The 19725-nt window shown below is 61.9% G+C and carries 17 protein-coding genes and 1 pseudogene; 8 read left to right on the top strand and 10 right to left on the bottom strand.

Annotated elements, in window-relative coordinates; genetic code table 11:
* Positions 1-56: 56 nt before the first annotated feature.
* On the bottom strand, positions 57-1376 hold the full coding sequence (locus ACOYXG_RS09160) for a Na+/H+ antiporter family protein (protein WP_027613996.1): 1320 nt from the start codon (positions 1374-1376) through the stop codon (positions 57-59).
* A 453-nt stretch (positions 1377-1829) separates the two neighbouring features.
* Here ACOYXG_RS09160 and ACOYXG_RS09155 point away from each other — a divergent pair.
* Together ACOYXG_RS09155 and ACOYXG_RS09150 are read left to right on the top strand one after the other, a co-directional pair.
* Positions 1830-3119: pseudogene (locus tag ACOYXG_RS09155) on the top strand (cache domain-containing protein); the annotation flags it as partial.
* A 102-nt stretch (positions 3120-3221) separates the two neighbouring features.
* A complete protein-coding gene (locus ACOYXG_RS09150) occupies positions 3222-3977 on the top strand; it encodes a methyl-accepting chemotaxis protein (protein ID WP_371262551.1) in 756 nt (251 codons plus the stop codon).
* Between the two features lie 132 nt (positions 3978-4109).
* On the opposite strand, the gene ACOYXG_RS09145 is transcribed toward ACOYXG_RS09150, so the two are convergent.
* Genes ACOYXG_RS09145 through ACOYXG_RS09130 form a run of 4 tightly spaced genes read right to left on the bottom strand, consistent with a single transcriptional unit; the run spans position 4110 to position 6711 of the window.
* A complete protein-coding gene (locus tag ACOYXG_RS09145; protein WP_460357184.1) occupies positions 4110-5423 on the bottom strand; it encodes a sensor histidine kinase in 1314 nt (437 codons plus the stop codon).
* On the bottom strand, positions 5420-6088 hold the full coding sequence (locus ACOYXG_RS09140) for a response regulator transcription factor (RefSeq protein WP_003223514.1): 669 nt from the start codon (positions 6086-6088) through the stop codon (positions 5420-5422). The genes ACOYXG_RS09145 and ACOYXG_RS09140 overlap by 4 nt, the downstream gene beginning before the upstream one ends.
* A gap of 3 nt (positions 6089-6091) precedes the next feature.
* Positions 6092-6403, bottom strand: a complete 312-nt coding sequence (locus ACOYXG_RS09135) for a PepSY domain-containing protein (protein WP_027613999.1) — start codon at positions 6401-6403, stop codon at positions 6092-6094.
* On the bottom strand, positions 6403-6711 hold the full coding sequence (locus ACOYXG_RS09130) for a PepSY domain-containing protein (protein ID WP_460357179.1): 309 nt from the start codon (positions 6709-6711) through the stop codon (positions 6403-6405). The genes ACOYXG_RS09135 and ACOYXG_RS09130 overlap by 1 nt, the downstream gene beginning before the upstream one ends.
* A 261-nt stretch (positions 6712-6972) precedes the next feature.
* On the opposite strand from ACOYXG_RS09130, the gene ACOYXG_RS09125 reads away from it, so the two are divergent.
* The 5 genes from ACOYXG_RS09125 to codA all read left to right on the top strand — a co-directional run bounded on the left by ACOYXG_RS09125 (position 6973) and on the right by codA (position 12298).
* Positions 6973-8052: a patatin-like phospholipase family protein gene (locus ACOYXG_RS09125; RefSeq protein WP_103369073.1), complete on the top strand. Its 1080-nt coding sequence runs from the start codon at positions 6973-6975 to the stop codon at positions 8050-8052.
* A 95-nt stretch (positions 8053-8147) separates the two neighbouring features.
* Positions 8148-8504: a 6-carboxytetrahydropterin synthase QueD gene (gene queD / locus ACOYXG_RS09120; protein WP_007915588.1), complete on the top strand. Its 357-nt coding sequence runs from the start codon at positions 8148-8150 to the stop codon at positions 8502-8504.
* A gap of 202 nt (positions 8505-8706) precedes the next feature.
* Positions 8707-9519: an alpha/beta fold hydrolase gene (locus tag ACOYXG_RS09115; RefSeq protein ID WP_460357174.1), complete on the top strand. Its 813-nt coding sequence runs from the start codon at positions 8707-8709 to the stop codon at positions 9517-9519.
* Between the two features lie 245 nt (positions 9520-9764).
* Positions 9765-11036: a cytosine permease gene (gene codB / locus ACOYXG_RS09110; RefSeq protein ID WP_460357171.1), complete on the top strand. Its 1272-nt coding sequence runs from the start codon at positions 9765-9767 to the stop codon at positions 11034-11036.
* 14 nt (positions 11037-11050) lie between these two features.
* A complete protein-coding gene (gene codA, locus ACOYXG_RS09105; RefSeq protein WP_027614004.1) occupies positions 11051-12298 on the top strand; it encodes a cytosine deaminase in 1248 nt (415 codons plus the stop codon).
* Between the two features lie 128 nt (positions 12299-12426).
* On the opposite strand, the gene ACOYXG_RS09100 is transcribed toward codA, so the two are convergent.
* Positions 12427-13407: a diaminopimelate epimerase gene (locus ACOYXG_RS09100; RefSeq protein ID WP_460357168.1), complete on the bottom strand. Its 981-nt coding sequence runs from the start codon at positions 13405-13407 to the stop codon at positions 12427-12429.
* A gap of 371 nt (positions 13408-13778) precedes the next feature.
* Here ACOYXG_RS09100 and ACOYXG_RS09095 point away from each other — a divergent pair, with 371 nt between their 5' ends.
* A complete protein-coding gene (locus ACOYXG_RS09095) occupies positions 13779-14930 on the top strand; it encodes an MFS transporter (protein WP_460357165.1) in 1152 nt (383 codons plus the stop codon).
* 90 nt (positions 14931-15020) lie between these two features.
* Here the strand turns inward: ACOYXG_RS09095 and ACOYXG_RS09090 are convergent, their stop codons facing one another.
* The 4 genes from ACOYXG_RS09090 to ACOYXG_RS09075 form a co-directional block, all read right to left on the bottom strand.
* On the bottom strand, positions 15021-17444 hold the full coding sequence (locus tag ACOYXG_RS09090) for a TonB-dependent siderophore receptor (RefSeq protein ID WP_460357162.1): 2424 nt from the start codon (positions 17442-17444) through the stop codon (positions 15021-15023).
* A gap of 98 nt (positions 17445-17542) precedes the next feature.
* Positions 17543-18526 (bottom strand): FecR family protein, encoded by a 984-nt coding sequence (locus ACOYXG_RS09085; protein WP_460357159.1) that lies wholly within the window; start codon positions 18524-18526, stop codon positions 17543-17545.
* 40 nt (positions 18527-18566) lie between these two features.
* A complete protein-coding gene (locus ACOYXG_RS09080) occupies positions 18567-19067 on the bottom strand; it encodes a sigma-70 family RNA polymerase sigma factor (protein WP_003223490.1) in 501 nt (166 codons plus the stop codon).
* Positions 19068-19161: 94 nt separating this feature from the next.
* Entirely contained in the window at positions 19162-19539 is a 378-nt protein-coding gene (locus tag ACOYXG_RS09075; RefSeq protein WP_027614010.1) for a c-type cytochrome, read from the bottom strand.
* Positions 19540-19725: the final 186 nt, after the last annotated feature.

Genomic DNA, 19725 nt, shown 5'->3' with positions numbered 1-19725 from the left:
TTTAGCTGACACACCGCTTTCGCGAGCAGGCTCGCTCCCACAGGTGATTGGCGGGTTTAGAGAACCATCGCCGCCACCCAGCCGAACGCCAGCAACGGCAGGTTGTAGTGCAGGAAGGTCGGGACCACAGTGTCCCAGATGTGGTGATGCTGGCCATCGACGTTCAGACCCGAGGTCGGGCCCAGCGTCGAGTCCGAGGCCGGCGAGCCGGTATCGCCCAATGCACCGGCGGTGCCGACGATGCACACGATGGCCATCGGGCTGAAGCCCAGCTGCACGCACAGCGGCACGAAAATCGCCGCCAGAATCGGTACCGTGGAGAACGACGAGCCGATACCGATGGTCACCATCAGGCCCACCAGCAGCATTAACAACGCGCCGATCGCCTGGCTGTGATCGATCCACGCCGCCGCGCTTTCCACCAGCGAGCGCACTTCGCCGGTAGCCTTGAGCACTTCGGCGAAACCCGAGGCCGAGATCATGATGAAACCGATCATCGCCATCATCTTCATGCCTTCGGTGAACAGGTCGTCGGTCTCACGCCACTTGACGATGCCCGAGGCCGAGAAGATCAGGAACCCGGCCAGTGCGCCGATAATCATCGAATCCAGCAGCAACTGAATGATGAACGCGGCGGCAATCGCCAGACCGGCAATGCCAATGGTCTTCGGGTTGTACGCCACGCTGACCTGCTCGACCTGTTCGATCTTCTGCAGATCGTAGACGCGCTTCTTGCGATAGCTGAAAAACACCGCCAGCAACAGGCCGAAGACCATGCCCAGGGCCGGAATCGCCATGGCGTGCATGACGTTGATCTGGCTGATATCGACCCCGGCCTTGCTGACGTTGGCCAGCAGGATCTGGTTGAGGAAGATGTTGCCGAAACCCACCGGGAACACCATGTACGGGGTGATCAGGCCGAAGGTCATGACGCAGGCGATCAGCCGGCGATCCAACTGCAACTTGGTCAGCACATATAACAGTGGCGGCACCAGCAGCGGAATGAACGCAATGTGGATCGGCAGGATGTTCTGCGAAGCAATCGCCACCACCCACAGCAGGCCGATCAGCAGCCACTTGACGCTGCCGCCGCCGGTCGAGTGCTGACGATCGACCATCGCCAGGGCCTTGTCGGCCAGCGCATGGGCCAGGCCGGACTTGGCAATCGCCACGGCGAAAGCGCCGAGCAATGCGTAGGACAACGCCACCGTCGCCCCGCCACCCAGGCCGCTGTTGAACGCTTTGAGCGTGGCGTCGATGCCCAGACCACCGGTCAGGCCACCGACCAGCGCACCGACGATCAGGGCAATCACCACGTGCACGCGGGACAGGCTGAGGATCAGCATGACGCCGACCGCAGCAATCACTGCATTCATTTCACTACCTCAAAAACACTGCGATGAAATATCACCGCCAGACAGGATGAGTCCGCCAACGGTTAACCGGCGGATTTGCAAAGAGGGTCTTATTAGAAGGGCGCGCACTGTGCCGCAGAGTGGCGGCGGTGTCAAAGCGAGCGGCTGAACTGAAATGTAACTGGCAATGCAGAACCCTGCGGTAAGGAGATCAATGTAACGGGCAATGGAGAACCCTGTGGCGAGGGGATTTATCCCCGATCGGCTGCGCAGCAGTCGCCAAACCTGACTATGCAATTTCTCTGAACGATTGTGAGGGCGGCTTCGCCCCCCATCGGGGATAAATCCCCTCACCACAGGTATCTGATCGCCAGCATGCGGCAATTGGTCATATTGTGTTTGAACGATAAAGAAAGCTGAAACGCGGCCGTTACAGTGCAAAGTCTCAGATATTTATCGAATAAGGACGTCTCCATGTCGCTCAGACAACTTTCCATTCAATGGAAAATCACCCTGCTCGCCGGCCTGTGCCTGGCGGGCATCGTGACCCTGCTGGTGGGTCTTTCGCTGTATCGCATGGAGCACAGCTCCGAGCTGGTGAAGGCTTCGAGCATGGAGATGCTGACCGAGTCGGCCCAGGCGCGCATTGAGTCGCAGGGTGAGGTGCAGGCTGCCGGGATTCGCCAGCAGTTCATGGACGCCTATCAATATGGCCACGGCTTCTCGCGGCAGGTGCTGTTCCTGCGCGAACAGGCCGAGAAGCGCTTCCTCGATGCCTTCGACCTGCGCGAAGACATGACCCGTCAGGTCAAGTCCGCGCTGCAAGCCAACCCGGATCTGCTCGGTCTGTCGCTGGTGTTCGAAGCCAACGCCTTGGATGGCAAGGATGAACTGTTCGCCGGTCAGGCCGAACTGGGCAGCAACGACAAGGGCCGCTTCGCCCTGTACTGGTCGCAGCCGACTCCCGGCAAAGTCACCTCGATGGCCCTGCCGGAAAGCGACATGGCCGACACCAGCACCGGCCCCAGCGGTCAGGCGGCCAACGCCTGGTTCACCTGCCCGCGCACCACGCTCAAACCGTGCGTGATCGAACCGTACTTCTATGTGATCGACGGCCAGAACGTGCTGATGACCAGCATCGTCTTCCCGCTGATGGTCAACGGTAAAGTCATCGCCTCGCTGTCGGTGGACATCAACCTCAACAGCCTGCAAGCGATCAGCCAGGGCGCGAGCAAAAAACTCTACGACGGCCAGACCGCCGTGAGCATCATCAGCCCCACCGGCCTGCTCGCCGGCTACAGCCCGGACGCCAGCAAACTGAGCAAGCGCCTGGATGCCGTGGATACCGTCAGTGGCGCTGAACTGCTGCGTCAACTCGCCGCCAGCAGCAGCGTCAGCAGCCTGCACAGCAACGGCCAGTTGAAAGTCCTGTCGCCGTTCCAGCCGATCCCCGGCGGGCCGTCGTGGGCCGTGTTGCTCGACGTGCCGGAAAAGGTGCTGGTCAGCCGCGCCGAAGCGCTCAAGCAGCAACTGGATGCGAGCAACAACTCCGGCACCCTGATCGAGCTGAGCCTCGGCGTGCTGGCGGCATTGGTCGGCCTGCTGCTGGTGTGGCTGATGGCGCGCAGCGTGACCAAACCGATCCTCGGCGTGGCACACATGCTCGAAGACATTGCCAGTGGTGAAGGTGATCTGACCCGCCGTCTGGCGTATGACAAGAAAGATGAACTCGGTCAACTGGCCGGCTGGTTCAACAAGTTCCTCGACAAGTTGCAGCCGATCATCGCCGAGGTGAAACGCTCGGTGCAGGATGCGCGCAACACCGCCGACCAGTCCTCGGCCATCGCCACCCAGACCAGCGCCGGCATGGAGCAGCAATACCGTCAGGTCGATCAGGTCGCCACCGCCTCTCACGAAATGAGCGCCACCGCGCAGGACGTTGCACGCAGCGCCGCGCAAGCCGCCGAAGCGGCCAAGGACGCCGACCGCGCCACCCGTCAGGGCCTGACCGTGATCGACCGCACCACCGCGAGCATCGACACCCTCGCCGCCGACATGAGCGCGGCGATGGTTCAGGTCGAAGGGTTGGCTGCCAACAGCGAGAAGATCGGCACCGTGCTGGAAACCATCCGCGCCATCGCCGAACAGACCAACCTGTTGGCGCTCAACGCGGCGATCGAGGCCGCTCGCGCCGGTGAAGCCGGGCGTGGTTTTGCCGTGGTCGCCGACGAAGTGCGCAACCTCGCCCGTCGCACCCAAGAGTCGGTGGAAGAAACCCGTCAGGTCATCGAGCAACTGCAGACCGGTACCCAGGATGTGGTCGGGTCGATGGGCAACAGCCATCGTCAGGCGCAGGGCAGTGTCGAGCAGGTCGGGCAAGCGGTGACCGCACTGCGCCAGATCGGCGATGCAGTGACGGTGATCAGCGACATGAACCTGCAGATCGCCAGCGCGGCGGAAGAACAGAGCGCGGTGGCCGAGGAGATCAACAACAACGTCGCGACCATTCGTGACGTGACCGAATCGCTGTCCGGGCAGGCCAACGAGTCGGCGCGGGTGAGCCAGTCGCTGAACAGCCTGGCGAATCAACAGCAGAGTCTGATGGATCAGTTCCGGGTTTGACAGCCCATTGCCAAACCCAATGTGGGAGCGAGCCTGCTCGCGAAAGCGGTATGTCAGTCAGCGATGATGTGTCTGATCCAGCGCATTCGCGAGCAGGCTCGCTCCCACAGGGGATTTATGGTGTTGGGGAGATCAGCGTTTAGGCAACTCGATCACCACCTTGAGCCCGCCCCACTCACTCTCGCCCAACACCAGCAACCCGCCCCACGTCTCGACGATATCACGCACAATTCCCAGCCCCAGGCCATGCCCGTCAGTCTGCTCATCGAGCCGCGTGCCACGGCTGAACACCTGAGTGCGTTGCTCCTCAGGAATTCCTGGCCCGTCATCTTCAACGCTCAGGGCGTAACCGTCAGTACGTTCGATCACACTCAGACGCACCTCGGCATCCGCCCATTTGCAGGCGTTGTCCAGCAGGTTGCCGAGCAGTTCCAGCAAGTCCTCGCGATCCCACGGCAGTTGCAGCCCCGGCGGCGCGACGTAACTCAACGCCAGATGCTCGCCGTGGATCATGTTCAGCGTTGCCAGCAATCCCGGCAGTTCCGCATCGCAATCAAACAGCGCACCGGGCAGCGCATCACCTGACAACCGCGCGCGATTAAGCTCGCGATTGAGCCGCTGTTGCACCTGCTCCAACTGTTCCTTGAGGAGCTTGCGCAGCTCCGGGTGGGCATCGAGTTTTTCGCTCGACGCCAGACTCAAAAGCACCGCCAACGGCGTTTTCAGCGCATGCCCCAGATTGCCCAGCGCATTGCGTGAACGCTTGAGGCTGTCCTCGGTGTGCGCGAGCAAATGGTTGATCTGCGCCACCAGCGGCTCCAGCTCCACCGGCACCTGATCGTCCAGTTGCGAGCGCTGGCCCTGCTGCAACTGGGCGATCTGCTCGCGCGCCCGCTCCAGCGGCTTCAACGCGCGGCGCACCGTCAGCCGTTGCAGCAGCAGAATCAGCAGCAAACCGGCCAGGCCCAGCCCGAGGCCGATCTGGCGCATGCGCTGGAAACTCTCGCGCACCGGGGTGTAATCCTGGGCGACGCTGATCGAGATCGACTGCCCCAGACGTCGATAGTCCGAGCGCAATACCAGCAACTGCTGACCGTCCGGCCCCAGTTGCAGGTTGCTGTGCAAACCCGGGTGCTCCAGCAGCGGCAGATCCTGATCCCACAGCGAACGCGAGCGCCAGTGGCTGTCGGCAAAATCGATGCGGAAGTAATGCCCGGAAAACGGTCGCTGATAGGCCGGCGACAGATGCCGCTCATCCAGTTGCAAACCTTGCGGGCCACGCACCAGCGCGACCAGCAGGCTTTCGCTGTCGTTGCGCAGACCGGCCTCGAGATAACGCTGCAACCCGACTTCAAACAACCACAGACTTGTTTGCGCCAACACCAGGCCGACGATCACCATCACGCTGATCAACCCCAGGCTCAAGCGGCGCTGGATCGACCTCACGAAGCTTGCCCGCCGAACAGGTAACCCTGGCCGCGACGGGTTTCGATCACCGCTTTACCCAGCTTGCGCCGCAGGTGGTTGACGTGAACTTCGAGGACGTTGGAATCGCGCTCGGTTTCGCCGTCGTAGAGGTGCTCGGCGAGGTGGGTTTTCGACAGGATCTGTTCCGGGTGCAGCATGAAATAACGCAGCAGACGGAATTCGGCGGCAGTCAGCTGAATCTCGCTGCCGTCGCGGATCACGCACTGGCGACCTTCATCCAGATGCAGGCCGGCCGCTTTCAGCGTCGGCTGATTGGCCTGGCCCTTGGAGCGACGCAGCAACGACTGCACCCGCAAATGCAGCTCTTCGGGATGAAACGGTTTGGTCAGGTAATCATCAGCGCCGGCCTTCAGGCCTTCGATGCGCTCGGCCCAGGAATCGCGGGCGGTGAGGATCAGCACCGGGGTCGACAGGCCACCGGCACGCCATTGCGCCAGCACCTCCAGCCCGGGAACGCCGGGCAGACCGAGGTCGAGAATGATCAGGTCATAGGGCTCGCTGCTACCCTGATAGACCGCATCGCGTCCGTCCGCCAGCCAGTCCACCGCGTAGCCCTGGCGCTGCAGGCCGGCGATCAGTTCGTCGGCGAGCGGCACGTGGTCTTCCACCAGAAGCAAACGCATCGGTCAATCTTCCTTGTCTTTGAGTAATTGGCCGGTATCGGCTTTCAGGTGCAGCTCGCGCGCCACGCCCTCGACCGTCAGCAGCTCGACTTCATAAACATAGACGTCGTGCTTTTCCTCCAGCTCGACCTCCAGCAGTTTGGCCCCCGGATAGCGATCCAGCGCCTGTTGCAGCACCTGCTCCAGCGGCAGGATCACGCCCTGCTGACGCAGCTTCAGCGCCTCGTCCTGATCGAGGTCGCGGGCCATCGCCGCCGAGCAAACAATCACAAGCGCCAACGCCGTGCGGCTGGTGGCGCGAACATTAACCTTCATTACGTATCCTGATGATCCTTGAGAACCTGCCCAGTGACCGCGTCTAATTCCAGATCCCACTCCAGCCCTTGCGGATCACGCATTTCGACCTGGTAGACGTACTTGCCGTACTCCTCTTCCAGCTCGGTTTCGGTGATGGTCGAGCCCGGGTGTCTGGCCCGCGCCGTGGCGTTGAGCTTCTCGAAGGAGACGATAGTACCAGCGTCGCGCAGGCGCAGGGCTTCATCGGGGCCAAGATCGCGGGCGTGGGCGAGGCTGGCGGTCAGGCCGATGATCGAGGCAATGGACAGGGCAGTCAGGGTTTTCATGGGTGTCTCCGTATTTTTATGTGCAGCTACGGTCGGCACCATAGCGGTGCGAACTTAACTGAAACTGAATTGCCATCATTGCCCCTGACACCAACCTCATTTGCAGATTCATGCAAAACCCTGTGGGAGCGGGCTTGCTCGCGAAGGCGGCTGGTCAGCAATAATGATGGCGACTGACACACCGCTTTCGCGAGCAAGCCCGCTCCCACAGGGTCAAGTAGTGCGCCTATAATCCAAAGCTTGCTAACGATCGAGACCGGTATGACTGCCATCCACATCAAGTTCCCTGCCCTTACCCTCAAGGCCGGCCCACGGGCCATGGCGCGCATTCGTGCCCAAGGCCTGAACGCCGCTGACGTCGGCACCCTGCCCGGTGCGGCTGGTGGGCCGAAGGCATTGGGGATTCAAGGGCTGGACCTGGCGTTGTTCGGTGAGTGGCTGCCGAGCGCGCCGCGTGAGCGCTCGCTGATCGGTGCTTCAGTCGGCTCCTGGCGCTTCGCCAGCGCCTGCCTGCCGGACGCCGCTGAAGGCATCCGCCGCCTCGGTCAGTTGTACGCCGAGCAGAATTTCAACAAAGGCGTGACCATGGCCGAGATCAGCCAGAGCTCGCAGCGCATGCTCAATGACCTGCTCGACGGCCGCGACGCCAGCATCCTCAACAACGCCGACTACCGCCTGAACATCATGGTGGTGAAAAGCCACGGACGCCTGGCCGACGATCATCGTGGCCGCCTCGGTCTGGCGCTGGGTTCGGTGATCGCCGATAACCTGCGCGGTCGCGCGCGGCTGTCGCGGCATTTCGAGCGGCTGATCATTCACGACCCGCGCCTCGCCCCGCCGTTGAATGCGCTGAATGACTTTCCGTCGCGCTTCGTCGCCCTCGACGCCGGCAATCTGCGCCAGGCGCTGCTGGCCTCGGGATCGATCCCGATGGTCATGGAAGGCGTGCGCGACCTGCCGGGCGCCGGTGCCGGCACGTTCCGCGACGGCGGCCTGCTCGACTATCACCTCGACCTGCCCTACAGCGGCGACGGCATCGTGCTCTATCCGCACTTCACCGACCGGGTGATTCCGGGCTGGTTCGACAAGACCCTGCCGTGGCGCCGCGCCTCGGTGGAGCGCTTGCAGGACGTGTTGTTGCTGGCACCGTCGAAGGAATATCTGGCGCGCCTGCCCTACGGCAAACTGCCGGATCGTAACGACTTCAAGCGCTTCATGGGCGATGCGCCGAGCCGCCAAAAGTATTGGCACGCGGCGATGGACGAAAGCCGCCGTCTCGGCGACGAGTTTCTTGAACTGACCGCCAACGGTCGCCTCGCCGAACGCTTGCTGACCCTTTAGTCAGTGTTTTCCCGCATCGCCAAACACAAGCTGGTAAACTCGCCGCCTGCCCGAATCGCTGCGGCGAACGCCACCTGAACAGAGCCGAAAATACTGTGGAAATCTTCAAGGAATTTACTTTCGAATCCGCCCACCGCCTGCCGCACGTCCCGGACGGCCACAAGTGCGGACGCCTGCACGGTCACTCGTTCAAGGTGGCGCTGCACCTGAGCGGCGACCTCGATCCGCACACCGGCTGGATCCGTGATTTCTCCGAGATCAAGGCGATTTTCAAGCCGCTGTACGAGCGTCTGGATCACAACTACCTGAACGACATTCCCGGCCTGGAAAACCCGACCAGCGAAGTCCTGGCCAAATTCATCTGGAATGAAATGAAGCCACTGCTGCCGGAACTCAGCGCGATCCGCATTCACGAGACCTGCACCAGCGGTTGCATTTATCGCGGTGAATGATCCAACACAAATCCCCCTGTAGGAGTGAGCCTGCTCGCGATAGCGGTTTGTCAGACACATTGATTTCGGATGTGCCGACGCTATCGCGAGCAGGCTCACTCCTACAAAGGATCGGTGTTTGTCAGGAAAATAGAGAACAGCCTTCACGGCTGTTTTTTTATGCCTATGCTTTTTGGCTCAACCCCGCCAAGAGGACAGGTCGATGACGGACTGGTTGCTGGATCAGGTCTTCGATTTCAATGGGCATCCCATACGCCACACCGTGCGCGGTGACGGCCCGCCGCTGGTGTTCGTGCATGGCACGCCGTTTTCATCGTATGTGTGGCACCGCATCGCACCGCATTTTTTCGCCAGTCACCGGGTGCATTATTTTGACCTGCTGGGTTACGGGCGCTCCGCACAACCGGATGCCGATGTTTCCCTCGGCGTGCAGAATCAACTGCTCGCGCAGTTGCTCGATCACTGGAACATCCAGCGCCCGGACGTGGTCGCCCACGACTTCGGCGGCGCCACCGCGTTGCGCACGCATTTGCTCAATGACAGGGACTACCGCAGCCTGACGCTGATCGATCCGGTGGCGCTGACGCCGTGGGGTTCGCCGTTCGTGCAGCATGTGCGTCAGCATGAAGCGGCGTTCAGCGGCCTGCCCGATTACATTCAGCGCGCGATCGTTCCGACTTACATTCGCGGGGCGATTCACCGCGACATCCCCGACGCTGAACTGGCGCCCTACGTGCAACCGTGGCTCGGCGATCCGGGACAAGCGGCGTTCTATCGGCAGATCGCGCAAATGGACGAGCGCTACACCCGCGAGGCCGAACCGCTGTACCCGAGCATCCGCTGCCCGGTGCAGATTCTCTGGGGTGAAGCCGATCAGTGGATTCCCATCGAGCGGGGTCTGGCGTTGCACCAGATGATCCCCGGTTCGCAATTTCACCCCATCGCCAACGCCGGCCACCTGGTCCAGGAGGACGCGCCGGAAACCATCGTCGCCGCCCTGCTGCGCTTCCTCTGACCCCCAACACAGTTCAAAACGGTGGGAGCGGGCTTGCTCGCGAAAGCGCTGCATCAGTCGCCACCTGCAATGGCTGACCCGGCGCCTTCGCGAGCAAGCCCGCTCCCACATTGGGCCTGTGTGCGTTCTGGTGCACTGCTTTCGCGCCGAAATCCCTGACTCGGCTATACATAATCCGCATAACGGTATTTGGCACGACCACTGCAACTTGCTTCGCGTCTCCCCAATCCAGCAAGGAACGCCCCATGACGCAGAACGATCCCGGCAACGACTACCCGCTCAGCGAAGTGCCGATGCATGCCCGCAAAGGTCTGGCCTCAACCGCCATGGTGCTGCTGGGTTTCACCTTCTTCACCGCAACCATGTTTGCCGGCGGCAAGCTTGGGGTCGCCTTCAGTTTTGGCGAGATGCTGGCGGTGATCGTCGTCGGTAACCTGCTGCTCGGTCTGTATGCGGCAGGCCTCGGTTATATCGCCTTCAAGAGCGGACTTAACTCCGTGCTGATGGGGCGTTTCTGTTTTGGTGAAGTCGGCAGCAAGCTCAGTGACCTGATCCTCGGTTTCACCCAGATCGGCTGGTACGCCTGGGGCACTGCGACCGCCGCCGTGGTGCTCGGCAAATACTTCGATCTGGGGCAAGGCACAGTGCTCGGCTTGATGGTGCTGTTCGGCCTGGTGTTCTGCGCCACGGCGTATATCGGTTATCGCGGCCTGGAGATCCTGTCGTACATCGCGGTGCCGGCGATGATGTTGCTGCTGATGCTGTCGATGTGGGTCGCGACGGTAAAAGTCGGTGGCCTCGAAGGTTTGCTCAGCGTGGTGCCGACGGGTTCGCTGGACTGGTCGACCGCGATCACGCTGGTGTTCGGCACCTTCGTCAGCGGCGCGACCCAGGCGACCAACTGGACACGCTTCTCGCGCTCGGCACGGGTTGCCGTGCTGGCGAGCCTGATCGGATTTTTCATCGGCAATGGCTTGATGGTGCTGATCGGTGCCTACGGCGCGATCGTCTATCAGCAGCCCGACGTGGTTGAAGTGTTGCTGCTGCAAGGTTTCGCCATGGCCGCAATGGCCATGCTGCTACTGAATATCTGGAGCACCCAGGACAACACCATCTACAACTTCGCCGTCGCCGGCTGCAACCTGCTGCGCACCGGCCGACGCAAAACCGTGACCCTGGCCGGCGCGGTAATCGGCACCCTGCTCGCCCTGCTGGGCATGTACGACATGCTGGTGCCGTACCTGATTCTGCTGGGCACGGTGATTCCGCCGATTGGCGGGGTGATCATGGCCGACTTTTTCTTCCGCTGGCGCGGGCGCTATCCGCGTCTGGCCGACGCACGGCTGCCGGCGTTCAACTGGCCGGGACTGGGGGCTTACGCGGTCGGCACGCTCACTGCGTTCCACTCGCCGTGGGTCGCGCCGCTGGTAGGGATTGCCGCCGCCGCGCTAACGTATGTCATCGTCACCAGCCTGCTCGGCGCCCGTCGCGCCAGTGCGCCACTACCAGACCTATAAGAAGGATTCGCCTGATGCACATCATCAACGCCCGACTGCGCAACCAGGACGGTTTGCACGAATTGCACCTGGAAGACGGCCTGATCCGCAGCATCGGCCGCCAGACCGAAGCCCCGACCCTCAACCCCGGCGACCTCGACGCCGGCGGCAATCTGGTGGTGCCGCCCTTCGTCGAGCCGCACATCCACCTCGACGCCACGCTGACCGCTGGCGAGCCGCGCTGGAACATGAGCGGCACGCTGTTCGAGGGCATCGAGTGCTGGGGTGAGCGCAAAGTCACCATCACCGAAGAAGACACCAAGACCCGCGCGAAAAAGACCATCCAGGCCCTGGCCGCACACGGCATCCAGCACGTGCGCACCCACGTCGACGTCACCGATCCGCAACTCACCGCGCTCAAGGCGATGCTCGAAGTCCGCGAAGAATCCCGGCACCTGATCGATCTGCAAATCGTCGCGTTCCCGCAGGAAGGCATCGAGTCGTTCCGCAACGGTCGCGAGCTGATGGAAGAAGCGATTCGCATGGGCGCCGATGTGGTCGGCGGCATTCCGCATTTCGAGTACACCCGTGATCAGGGCGTCAGTTCGGTGAAGTTTCTGATGGATCTGGCCGAGCGCACCGGGTGCCTGGTCGATGTGCATTGCGACGAGACCGACGACCCGCACTCGCGCTTTCTTGAGGTGCTCGCCGAAGAGGCGCGCAGCCGCGACATGGGCGCGCGGGTCACCGCCAGCCACACCACGGCAATGGGTTCTTACGACAACGCTTACTGCGCCAAACTGTTCCGCCTGCTCGGGCATTCCGGGATCAGTTTCGTCTCGTGCCCGACCGAAAGCATTCACCTGCAGGGGCGCTTCGACAACTTCCCGAAACGCCGTGGCGTGACGCGCGTGAATGAATTGCTTGAAGCCGGGATGAACGTGTGTTTTGGCCAGGATTCGATCGTCGATCCTTGGTATCCGCTAGGCAACGGCAACATCCTGCGGGTGCTGGAAGCCGGGTTGCACATCTGCCACATGCTCGGTTACCGCAACCTGCAGAACGCGCTGGACCTGGTCACCGACAACAGCGCCAAGGCCATGCACCTGGGCGAGCGTTATGGCCTGGTAGAGGGGCGCCCGGCGAACCTGCTGATTCTGTCGGCGGACAGCGACTACGAAGTGATCCGCAGCCAGGGCCTGCCGCTGTATTCGATTCGTGGCGGCAAGGTGCTGATGCAGCGGCAGATGCCGGTGGTGGCGTTCAGCAGCGGACAAATCTGAAACTTTTGTCAGGCTGATGGCCTCATCGCTGGCAAGCCAGCTCCCACAGTATTCAGCAGTGAACGCGTGATTTGTGTTCACCACATAACCCTGTGGGAGCTGGCTTGCCAGCGAAGGCGATTGCCGCTTCAGTCGATCAATCGAGCCGTACCAAACAACCTGACCCGCACCAATTCGCCCTGCTCTTCTTCGAGCAACACCGGCGCCGTCCCGCCCGGCATGACGACGTGCACTTCGCCGCTCGCCACCCAACCCACCGCCCATGCGGCACACGCCACCGCACTGGCACTGGTGCCGGAAGACGCCGTCGGCCCTTCGCCACGCTCGAATACTCGGGCGACGATGCGCTGCGCGGACTCAAGCGCGGCCCATTGCAGATTGATGCCCGCCGGGCATGGCTGGCCGGCGCCGGTCGGCATCGCGTAGGCGATTCGGGTCAGGCCTTCAGCCCAGTGCGATTCGCGCATTTGTGAGTTGCTCGGCAACACGGCAACGTCGGTGAGCAAGGTCACGCAATGCGGATTGCCGATGCGCACGAACTGGCTGTGCTGCCACGCGGGATCGAGCTGCGCCAATGGTTTTACATGGCTCACTTCATGACCATTGAATTCGCGGTTTTCAACATTCCGGGCGGTCACCGCTGAAGGCCCGAAGCCCGGTTGACCGAGATCCAGCCAGAAGCCGTGAACGCCTTCGACTGCAGCTGGTTTCACCGAAGTTTCCACGGCGTCGCCCTTGTCGTGATGCACCTTCAGCAACGCGCCTTCTTCCCGCATCAGCCCCTGCTCAAGCAACGCTTGGGAAAAGATCGTCAGACCGTTGCCACTGCGCTCGGCCAAGGTGCCGTCGGTGTTGACGATCAGCACGTCGAACGGCGCTGCCGACTGAAACGGGCCGATCAGCAGGCCATCGCTGCGATGGGATTTGCTCCCCGCCGGACGCTGCCCCTCAGGCCAGTCGCAGCACAGCGCAATGGCTGCCTGACTCCATGCCTGTCTCGACAAGGCACACTGCGCGGCACCGACAGGCAAATCGATCCCCGCCTCACGAAGTGCCTGAGGCGAAACCACCCCGTAGATATTGCCCCGTGCATCGTAAAACTGCGTCATCACTAGCCTCACTCACCTTGTCGAGCCATCACTGTAAACCGCGATCCCTTGTAGGAGTGAGCCTGCTCGCGATAGCAGTGCATCAGCCGCCATATTGATTAGCTGATACACAGTATTCGCGAGCAGGCTCGCTCCCACATTGGATGACTGGCGCTCACAAATGTCCGTTCTGTGCAAAACCCTGTGGGAGCGAGCCTGCTCGCGAAAGCGGCGTATCAGCCACCAATCTCATCGCCTGAACCACCGCATTCGCGAGCAAGCTCGCTCCCACAGGTTAGGATGTCGGCTGCACCGCCCCCGAGACTTGCGATCGAACCTCGACGCGCTATCACTGTCATTCGGGGACGCGACGTTTTTTGCCAAGGATCGATATGACCAGCCTCAACCCCCAAGACACCTTCGTCCCCGGACGCCTGCAACAGATGTCGACGCGCATCGCTTTTTTCATCGCCGGCCTCGGCATTGCCGCATGGGCGCCGCTGGTGCCGTACGCCAAGGCCCGCGCCGGACTCGACGAAGGCACGTTGGGCCTGTTGCTGCTGTGCCTGGGAGTCGGCTCGATTCTGGCGATGCCCTTGGCGGGGATTCTCGCCACGCGCTTCGGCTGCCGCAAAGTCGCCACCGGCGGCACCCTGCTGATTTGCGCGGCGCTGCCATTGCTGGCGACGCTGTCGTCGATACCGGCGCTGATCGCCACGCTGTTCATGTTCGGCGCCGGGTTGGGCACGGTGGATTCGACCGTCAACCTGCAAGCGGTGATCGTCGAACGGGCCAGCGGCAAGAATATGATGTCGGGCTTTCATGGCCTGTTCAGTCTCGGCGGGATTGTCGGCGCGGCCGGTGTCAGCGCCCTGCTCGGTCTCGGGTTGACGCCCCTGGCGGCGATGCTGGTGGTGGTGGCGGTATTGATCGGCGCGCTGTTCAAAGCGGTGCCGCACATGTTGCCGTACGGCAGTGAAAGTTCCGGCCCGGCATTCGCCATTCCCCACGGCATCGTGCTGTTCATCGGCGGGATGTGTTTCATCGTGTTCCTCACCGAAGGCGCGGCGCTCGACTGGAGCGCGGTGTTCCTCGCCCAGGAACGCGGGATCGACACGGCGTACGCGGGTTTGGGTTACGCCGCATTTGCCCTGACCATGACGGCGGGACGCCTGCTGGGTGACCGGATCGTGCGCAGTGTCGGGGCTACGCGGATCATTCTGTTTGGCGGGCTGTTGGCAGCGGCAGGCCTGTTTCTGGCGACCTTCGCCCCGAGTTGGGAAGCCGCGCTGCTCGGGTATGCGCTGGTCGGCGCCGGCTGTTCGAACATCGTGCCGGTGCTGTATACGGCGGTGGGCAAGCAGACGGTGATGCCGGAAAGCATTGCGGTGCCGGCAATCACCACGCTGGGTTACGCAGGGATTCTGGCGGGGCCGGCGGTGATCGGTTTTGTCGCGCATGCCAGCAGTTTGAGTTTTGCTTTCGGGTTGATGGCGCTGCTGTTGGTGGCAGTCGCCATCGGCGGGAAGGTGTTGAAAGTCTGAAGCAAAAAGATCGCAGCCTGCGGCAGCTCCTACAGGAAACGCATTCCAATGTAGGAGCTGCCGCAGGCTGCGATCTTTTGATCTTAAGCTTTAAAAACCGACGCTGGCCTGCACAAAGAACGTCCGCGGTGCGCCCACATACATCCCCGAATTGTTGTCGCTGGAACGGGTGAAATACTGCTTGTCGAAGACGTTTTTCACCCCGGCGCCGAGCTTCAGGTTCGACACCTGCGGTCCGAAGTCATACCCGCCGCGCACGTTCCAGGTCACATAACCCGGGATGTCGCCGTACTGCCCGTCGGCCGTGCCTTCGGTGATGTAGTTGCCGTTGAAGCTGCCATCGGCGTTGACCCCGGTGCCCGGCGAGCGTTGTTTCGATTGGGCGAAACCATCGATGTTGTAGGTCCAGCGATTGACGTCGTAACGCAAGCCTACGGTCGCCACCTGCCGCGAATAGAACGGCAGATCACGGCCCTTGAAGCCCGGAATCTCGCCTTCGTAAGTCGCACGGGTGTAGGTGAAACCGGCGTTGGCGGTCAGACCGTCGAGACGCGGATCGAGCGCTGCCATGTCGTAGTGCACCGACGCTTCGATGCCCTGGTGCTTGGTCGCGCCGAGGTTGGTCCAGCCGACATCGTTGCTGATGTATTGCAGTTCGTCATCGAAGTCGATGTAGAACAGCGTCACTTCCCCGCCCCACACGTCATCGTTGTAGCGCGTACCGATCTCGTAGGTCTTGGCTTTTTCCGGTTCCAGGCCGTTGGCGGTCTGGTCACCCGAACCGCCCTGGCCAAGCTGGAAATACTGCAGGCTGCCGAACGAGGTTTCGTAGTTGGCGAACAGTTTCCACGCGTCCGACAGGTGATACATCACGCTCAGCGCCGGCAGCGGTTCGTTGCTTTCGATGCTGCGGTTTTTCTCCGGCACGCGTTTGCCTGCAGTGTCGAGCACGGCGCGGTCATGCCAGTCGGTGCTGATGTGTTCGAAGCGAATGCCCGGAGTGATTGTCCAGTTGCCGACGTCGATCTTGTTGTCGACGTACACCGAGTTGGCCTCGGTGCCGCCGGTGCGGTCCTGGAACACATGGCCGTCGGACGTCGGCGTGACCACCGGCTGATTGTTGACCAGCGCCAGACGGCTCGACTGTTCGTGCATTGCCTCTTTCAGGTAGCGATAACCGACGCTGACTTCCTGCGTGGTCGGGCCGACGTCAAACACCCGCGACACACGCGGTTCGACACCGAGGGTGTAGTAGGAACGCGGGTAAGAGCTGAGGGTTTTCTGGTCGCGGGCGGCGATGGTGCTGCCGCGAAAGCTGTCGGTGTAGTAGGTGAGAATTTCTGCCTGGGTGCGCTCGTCGATCTGCCGGATCCACTTGAACGACACGTCTTTGCGCCGACCGCTGAAGTTGTCGTAATCGCGCACCGAATCATACGGTTTGTCGTCGTACTGCTTCTGCGTCAGGCCGCCGGGCATGTCGGCGCTGGCGTCGTAGTAATGGAAGTTGAGGCTGAAATCGTCCTGATCGGTCGGCGCCCAATGGGTCTTGAGCAGCACGTCGTCGATGTCGTTACCGTTGTTGCGCTCGCGGTAACCGTTGCCGTTGACCCCGGAATACAACAGCGCCACGCCCATGCCGTTGTCGGCGGTGCCGCCGAGGAACGCCGTGTCGATGTGCTTCCAGCCGCCGTAACGGGTGGTTTCCAGGGTGGTGCCGATTTCCCCGGTGGCTTTTTCCGGGATGGCGCGGGTGACGAAGTTGATCACCCCGCCGACGTTTTGCGGGCCGTAACGCACGGAACCAGCGCCGCGTACCACGTCGATGCTGTCGAGGTTGCCCGAGGAGATCGGCGCCATCGACAGTTGTGGCTGGCCGTACGGTGCGAATGCGGCCGGCACACCGTCGATCAGCACCGTGGAGCGTGGCGACAAGCGCGAAGTCAGGCCCCGCACGCCGACGTTCAGCGCGATGTCGCTGCCGCCGGTGCCGTTGGAGTCCTGCACCTGTACGCCCGGCACACGCTTGAGCACATCACTGACGTTCATCGCGCCCTGCTCGACCATGGCTTCGCGGCGGATCACCGTGCGTGCGCCCGGGTGGTTCTGCACCACGGCGGCGTCGGCGTCACCGAGCCAGTCGCCGACCACTTTGATGTCGGTCACGCCCAGTTCCAGCGGGCCATTGCTGGCGGCGGTCGCGACTGGAGCCAAAGTCACCGAGCCTTCGTTGATCTGATAGTCGAGGCCGCTGCCCTGAAGCAATTGGCGCAACGCCTGCTCGGGGGAAATGTTGCCATCGACCGCGGGTGCCTGTTTGCCGGCCACCAGTTCCGGGCTGAAAAACACTTGCAGCGAAGTTTGCTGGCCCAGTTCACTCAGGGCCTGGCCCAACGGCTGGGCGCGGATGTGAATGGCTTCAGCGGCGAAGGCCAGCGGCACGGCGGCGTTGACCGCCAACGCCAGGGCCAGCGGTAACCAGGGGGATTTTTTGTTGTTGGTTGAGGTGTTTTTCACGTCGAACGTAGTCCTGTGGAGCGCAAGAGTGTGCGTCTGTTAATGCAAACCAGTTGCAGTTAAACAGGAAGACGATGAACTCGAAAAAAACCTGAATGTTATTTTGAAATTATTTCCTGACTGCCATCGGCCAGGGTTCGGACGGCCACCGGCAGGATGTTTGGCAGGGCCTTGAGCAAGGCGTCGGTGTTGTCGGATTTGAACACGCTGGTCAGGCGCAGACTGGCCACGGCCGGGTTGCTGACCGTCAGTGGCTTGTCGCGATAACGCGAAACTTCCGCTGCCACTTCGCCGAGGCTGGCGTTGTTGAACACCAGTTTGCCGCTGCGCCACGCCGTCAGTTCGGCGGGGTTGACCGCATATGCGGCGGCGACGCGACCCTCGGCATCGACGTGGGTACCGAGACCTGCCGTCAAGTTGATGAACTCGTTGTCCGGCGCATTGCGCCCCTGCACCTTTACCGTGCCCTGCTCCACAGCGACCCGGGTTTGCATGACGTCGCGGCGCACATCGAACCGCGTACCGGTCACGGTGACCTTGCCACTGCCGGCCTCGACCACGAACGGGCGCGCGGTGTCGTGCTGAACGCTGAACAGCGCCTCGCCTTCACTCAATTCAATGAGCCGCCGATCCTTCTCAAAACGCACCTGCAGACGGCTGCGGCTGTTCAGGTCGATCACCGATCCGTCCGGCAGCGCCACGTGCTTGCGCTCACCCAGCGCCGTCGCGAACTCGGCGCTGTAGCCGTCGGGGAGATTCAGACCGCTGAACAGACCGAGGCCGAGCGCCACCGCGAGCACACTGGCGGCCACGGCATAGCGCAGCAGCGGGCGACGTTCGCGACGGGCCGGCGGGGTTTCGACGAGGGACTTGAGACGTGGCGCCGGCAGCAGATCGGCCGCCGTCCACAAGCCTTGCAGCAACTGGAATTCGTCACGATGCTGCGGATGCTGATTCAGCCAGACGTCGAAGCGCTGCTGTTCGTCGGCACTGATCAGCGGTTCCTGCAAACGCACAAACCAGCGTGCCGCCTCATCGCGCACCATTGTTTGCCCGCACGCGCAATCACGGGTATCCATCATGGAATGTCCTGTCGGGCTGGGGATGAAAAGCGGTGGCCGCTCATGACTGCATGCCGTCAAGGCGATCGCGCAAGTGGCGCAGGGTGCGGATCATATACTTTTCGACCATGTTCCTCGACAGCCCCAGGCGTTCGGCGATTTCCGCCTGGGTCAGGCCTTCGATCTTCTGCCAGACGAAAATCTTCCGGCAGTTGAGCGGCAGTTCCTGCAGCGCCCGTTCGATGGAGTCGGCCAACTGGATCGCCTGCATGTAATGCTCCGGGTCGCCGGTGGACGACACACTGTGATCGATCGCCTGCGACTCCATGGCTTCCCGCCGATCCTCACGCCGATAACCGTCGACCGCGATGTTGCGTGCGGTCTGGTGCAGATACGCCCGTGGCTGCTGCACCGCTGCCGAATCGGATTCTAGCACCCGCACAAAGGTGTCGTGCGCCAGATCCTCGGCCTGCGCGCGATTGCGCAGACGCCGGGTCCAGGTGCCGATCAACTCTTCGTAATGCTCGAAAAAGCCGGGTCTGCGGGGCAGCATGGGGTTCATAACGGCGTGCTGTGGAAAGGGCGTGAATAGTAATGCTTCCTATTAAGGCCGGCAATTCATTCCTTGGAGACCCGATCCGCCGTTCATCTCCAGGTCATCGTGCTTTTGCAATAACCTCACTCATGTATTGATGCAGATCGCGAAAATCCTGAACGCTCCAGGCGTGCGGCGCGATCTTCACGCCGTTGTCCTGCAAGGTTTTTGGAATCAGGTTTCCATTGGGACGAAGGATGATCGAGGACACGATGACGCCCGGATAATCCTTAAGGCGTTTCTTGAAGGTGGCTGTTGTCAGGTCAGGCGTTGGCGGATTGCTTTTATTGGCCAATGGCCCGGTTGCCTTGATATCGGCGCCGTGGCACACAGCACAGCGCTGGACATAAAGATTTTTGCCGTTGGCATTTTCTGCCACGGACAGGGAGGTCTGAATGACTGATAACAAAGCGAATAAGGCGACGAGGGTTGTTTTCATTTTTATAAAGGGTCAGAGGCTGAAACGGACGGCGCACAGCTAAGCACACATCAGGAAGCCAATTTCCACGTATCGAGAAATTGCCGGGCAGCGACCCACGTCGTCGAGTTTTTCGCAGCCGTCCCACCTATTGTGTAAAATGCCGCCCGGGTGCCACCGCAACAACGCGGCAGGGCAGGTTTAATT

Source organism: Pseudomonas sp. G3-39, from assembly GCF_054790485.1.
The sequence above is the reverse complement of the archived record's forward strand: the minus strand, read 5'-3'. Positions and strand labels throughout refer to the sequence as shown.

Excerpts from the sequence above, each read along its gene's own strand:
- ACOYXG_RS09150 (WP_371262551.1), top strand. The coding sequence starts at position 3,222 with ATGGAGCAGCAATACCGTCAGGTCGATCAGGTCGCCACCGCCTCTCAC.
- ACOYXG_RS09100 (WP_460357168.1), bottom strand. The coding sequence starts at position 13,407 with ATGACGCAGTTTTACGATGCACGGGGCAATATCTACGGGGTGGTTTCG.
- ACOYXG_RS09140 (WP_003223514.1), bottom strand. The coding sequence starts at position 6,088 with ATGCGTTTGCTTCTGGTGGAAGACCACGTGCCGCTCGCCGACGAACTG.
- ACOYXG_RS09160 (WP_027613996.1), bottom strand. The coding sequence starts at position 1,376 with ATGAATGCAGTGATTGCTGCGGTCGGCGTCATGCTGATCCTCAGCCTG.
- ACOYXG_RS09115 (WP_460357174.1), top strand. The coding sequence starts at position 8,707 with ATGACGGACTGGTTGCTGGATCAGGTCTTCGATTTCAATGGGCATCCC.
- ACOYXG_RS09095 (WP_460357165.1), top strand. The coding sequence starts at position 13,779 with ATGACCAGCCTCAACCCCCAAGACACCTTCGTCCCCGGACGCCTGCAA.
- ACOYXG_RS09085 (WP_460357159.1), bottom strand. The coding sequence starts at position 18,526 with ATGATGGATACCCGTGATTGCGCGTGCGGGCAAACAATGGTGCGCGAT.
- ACOYXG_RS09075 (WP_027614010.1), bottom strand. The coding sequence starts at position 19,539 with ATGAAAACAACCCTCGTCGCCTTATTCGCTTTGTTATCAGTCATTCAG.
- codB (WP_460357171.1), top strand. The coding sequence starts at position 9,765 with ATGACGCAGAACGATCCCGGCAACGACTACCCGCTCAGCGAAGTGCCG.
- codA (WP_027614004.1), top strand. The coding sequence starts at position 11,051 with ATGCACATCATCAACGCCCGACTGCGCAACCAGGACGGTTTGCACGAA.
- ACOYXG_RS09135 (WP_027613999.1), bottom strand. The coding sequence starts at position 6,403 with ATGAAGGTTAATGTTCGCGCCACCAGCCGCACGGCGTTGGCGCTTGTG.
- ACOYXG_RS09125 (WP_103369073.1), top strand. The coding sequence starts at position 6,973 with ATGACTGCCATCCACATCAAGTTCCCTGCCCTTACCCTCAAGGCCGGC.
- ACOYXG_RS09130 (WP_460357179.1), bottom strand. The coding sequence starts at position 6,711 with ATGAAAACCCTGACTGCCCTGTCCATTGCCTCGATCATCGGCCTGACC.
- ACOYXG_RS09080 (WP_003223490.1), bottom strand. The coding sequence starts at position 19,067 with ATGAACCCCATGCTGCCCCGCAGACCCGGCTTTTTCGAGCATTACGAA.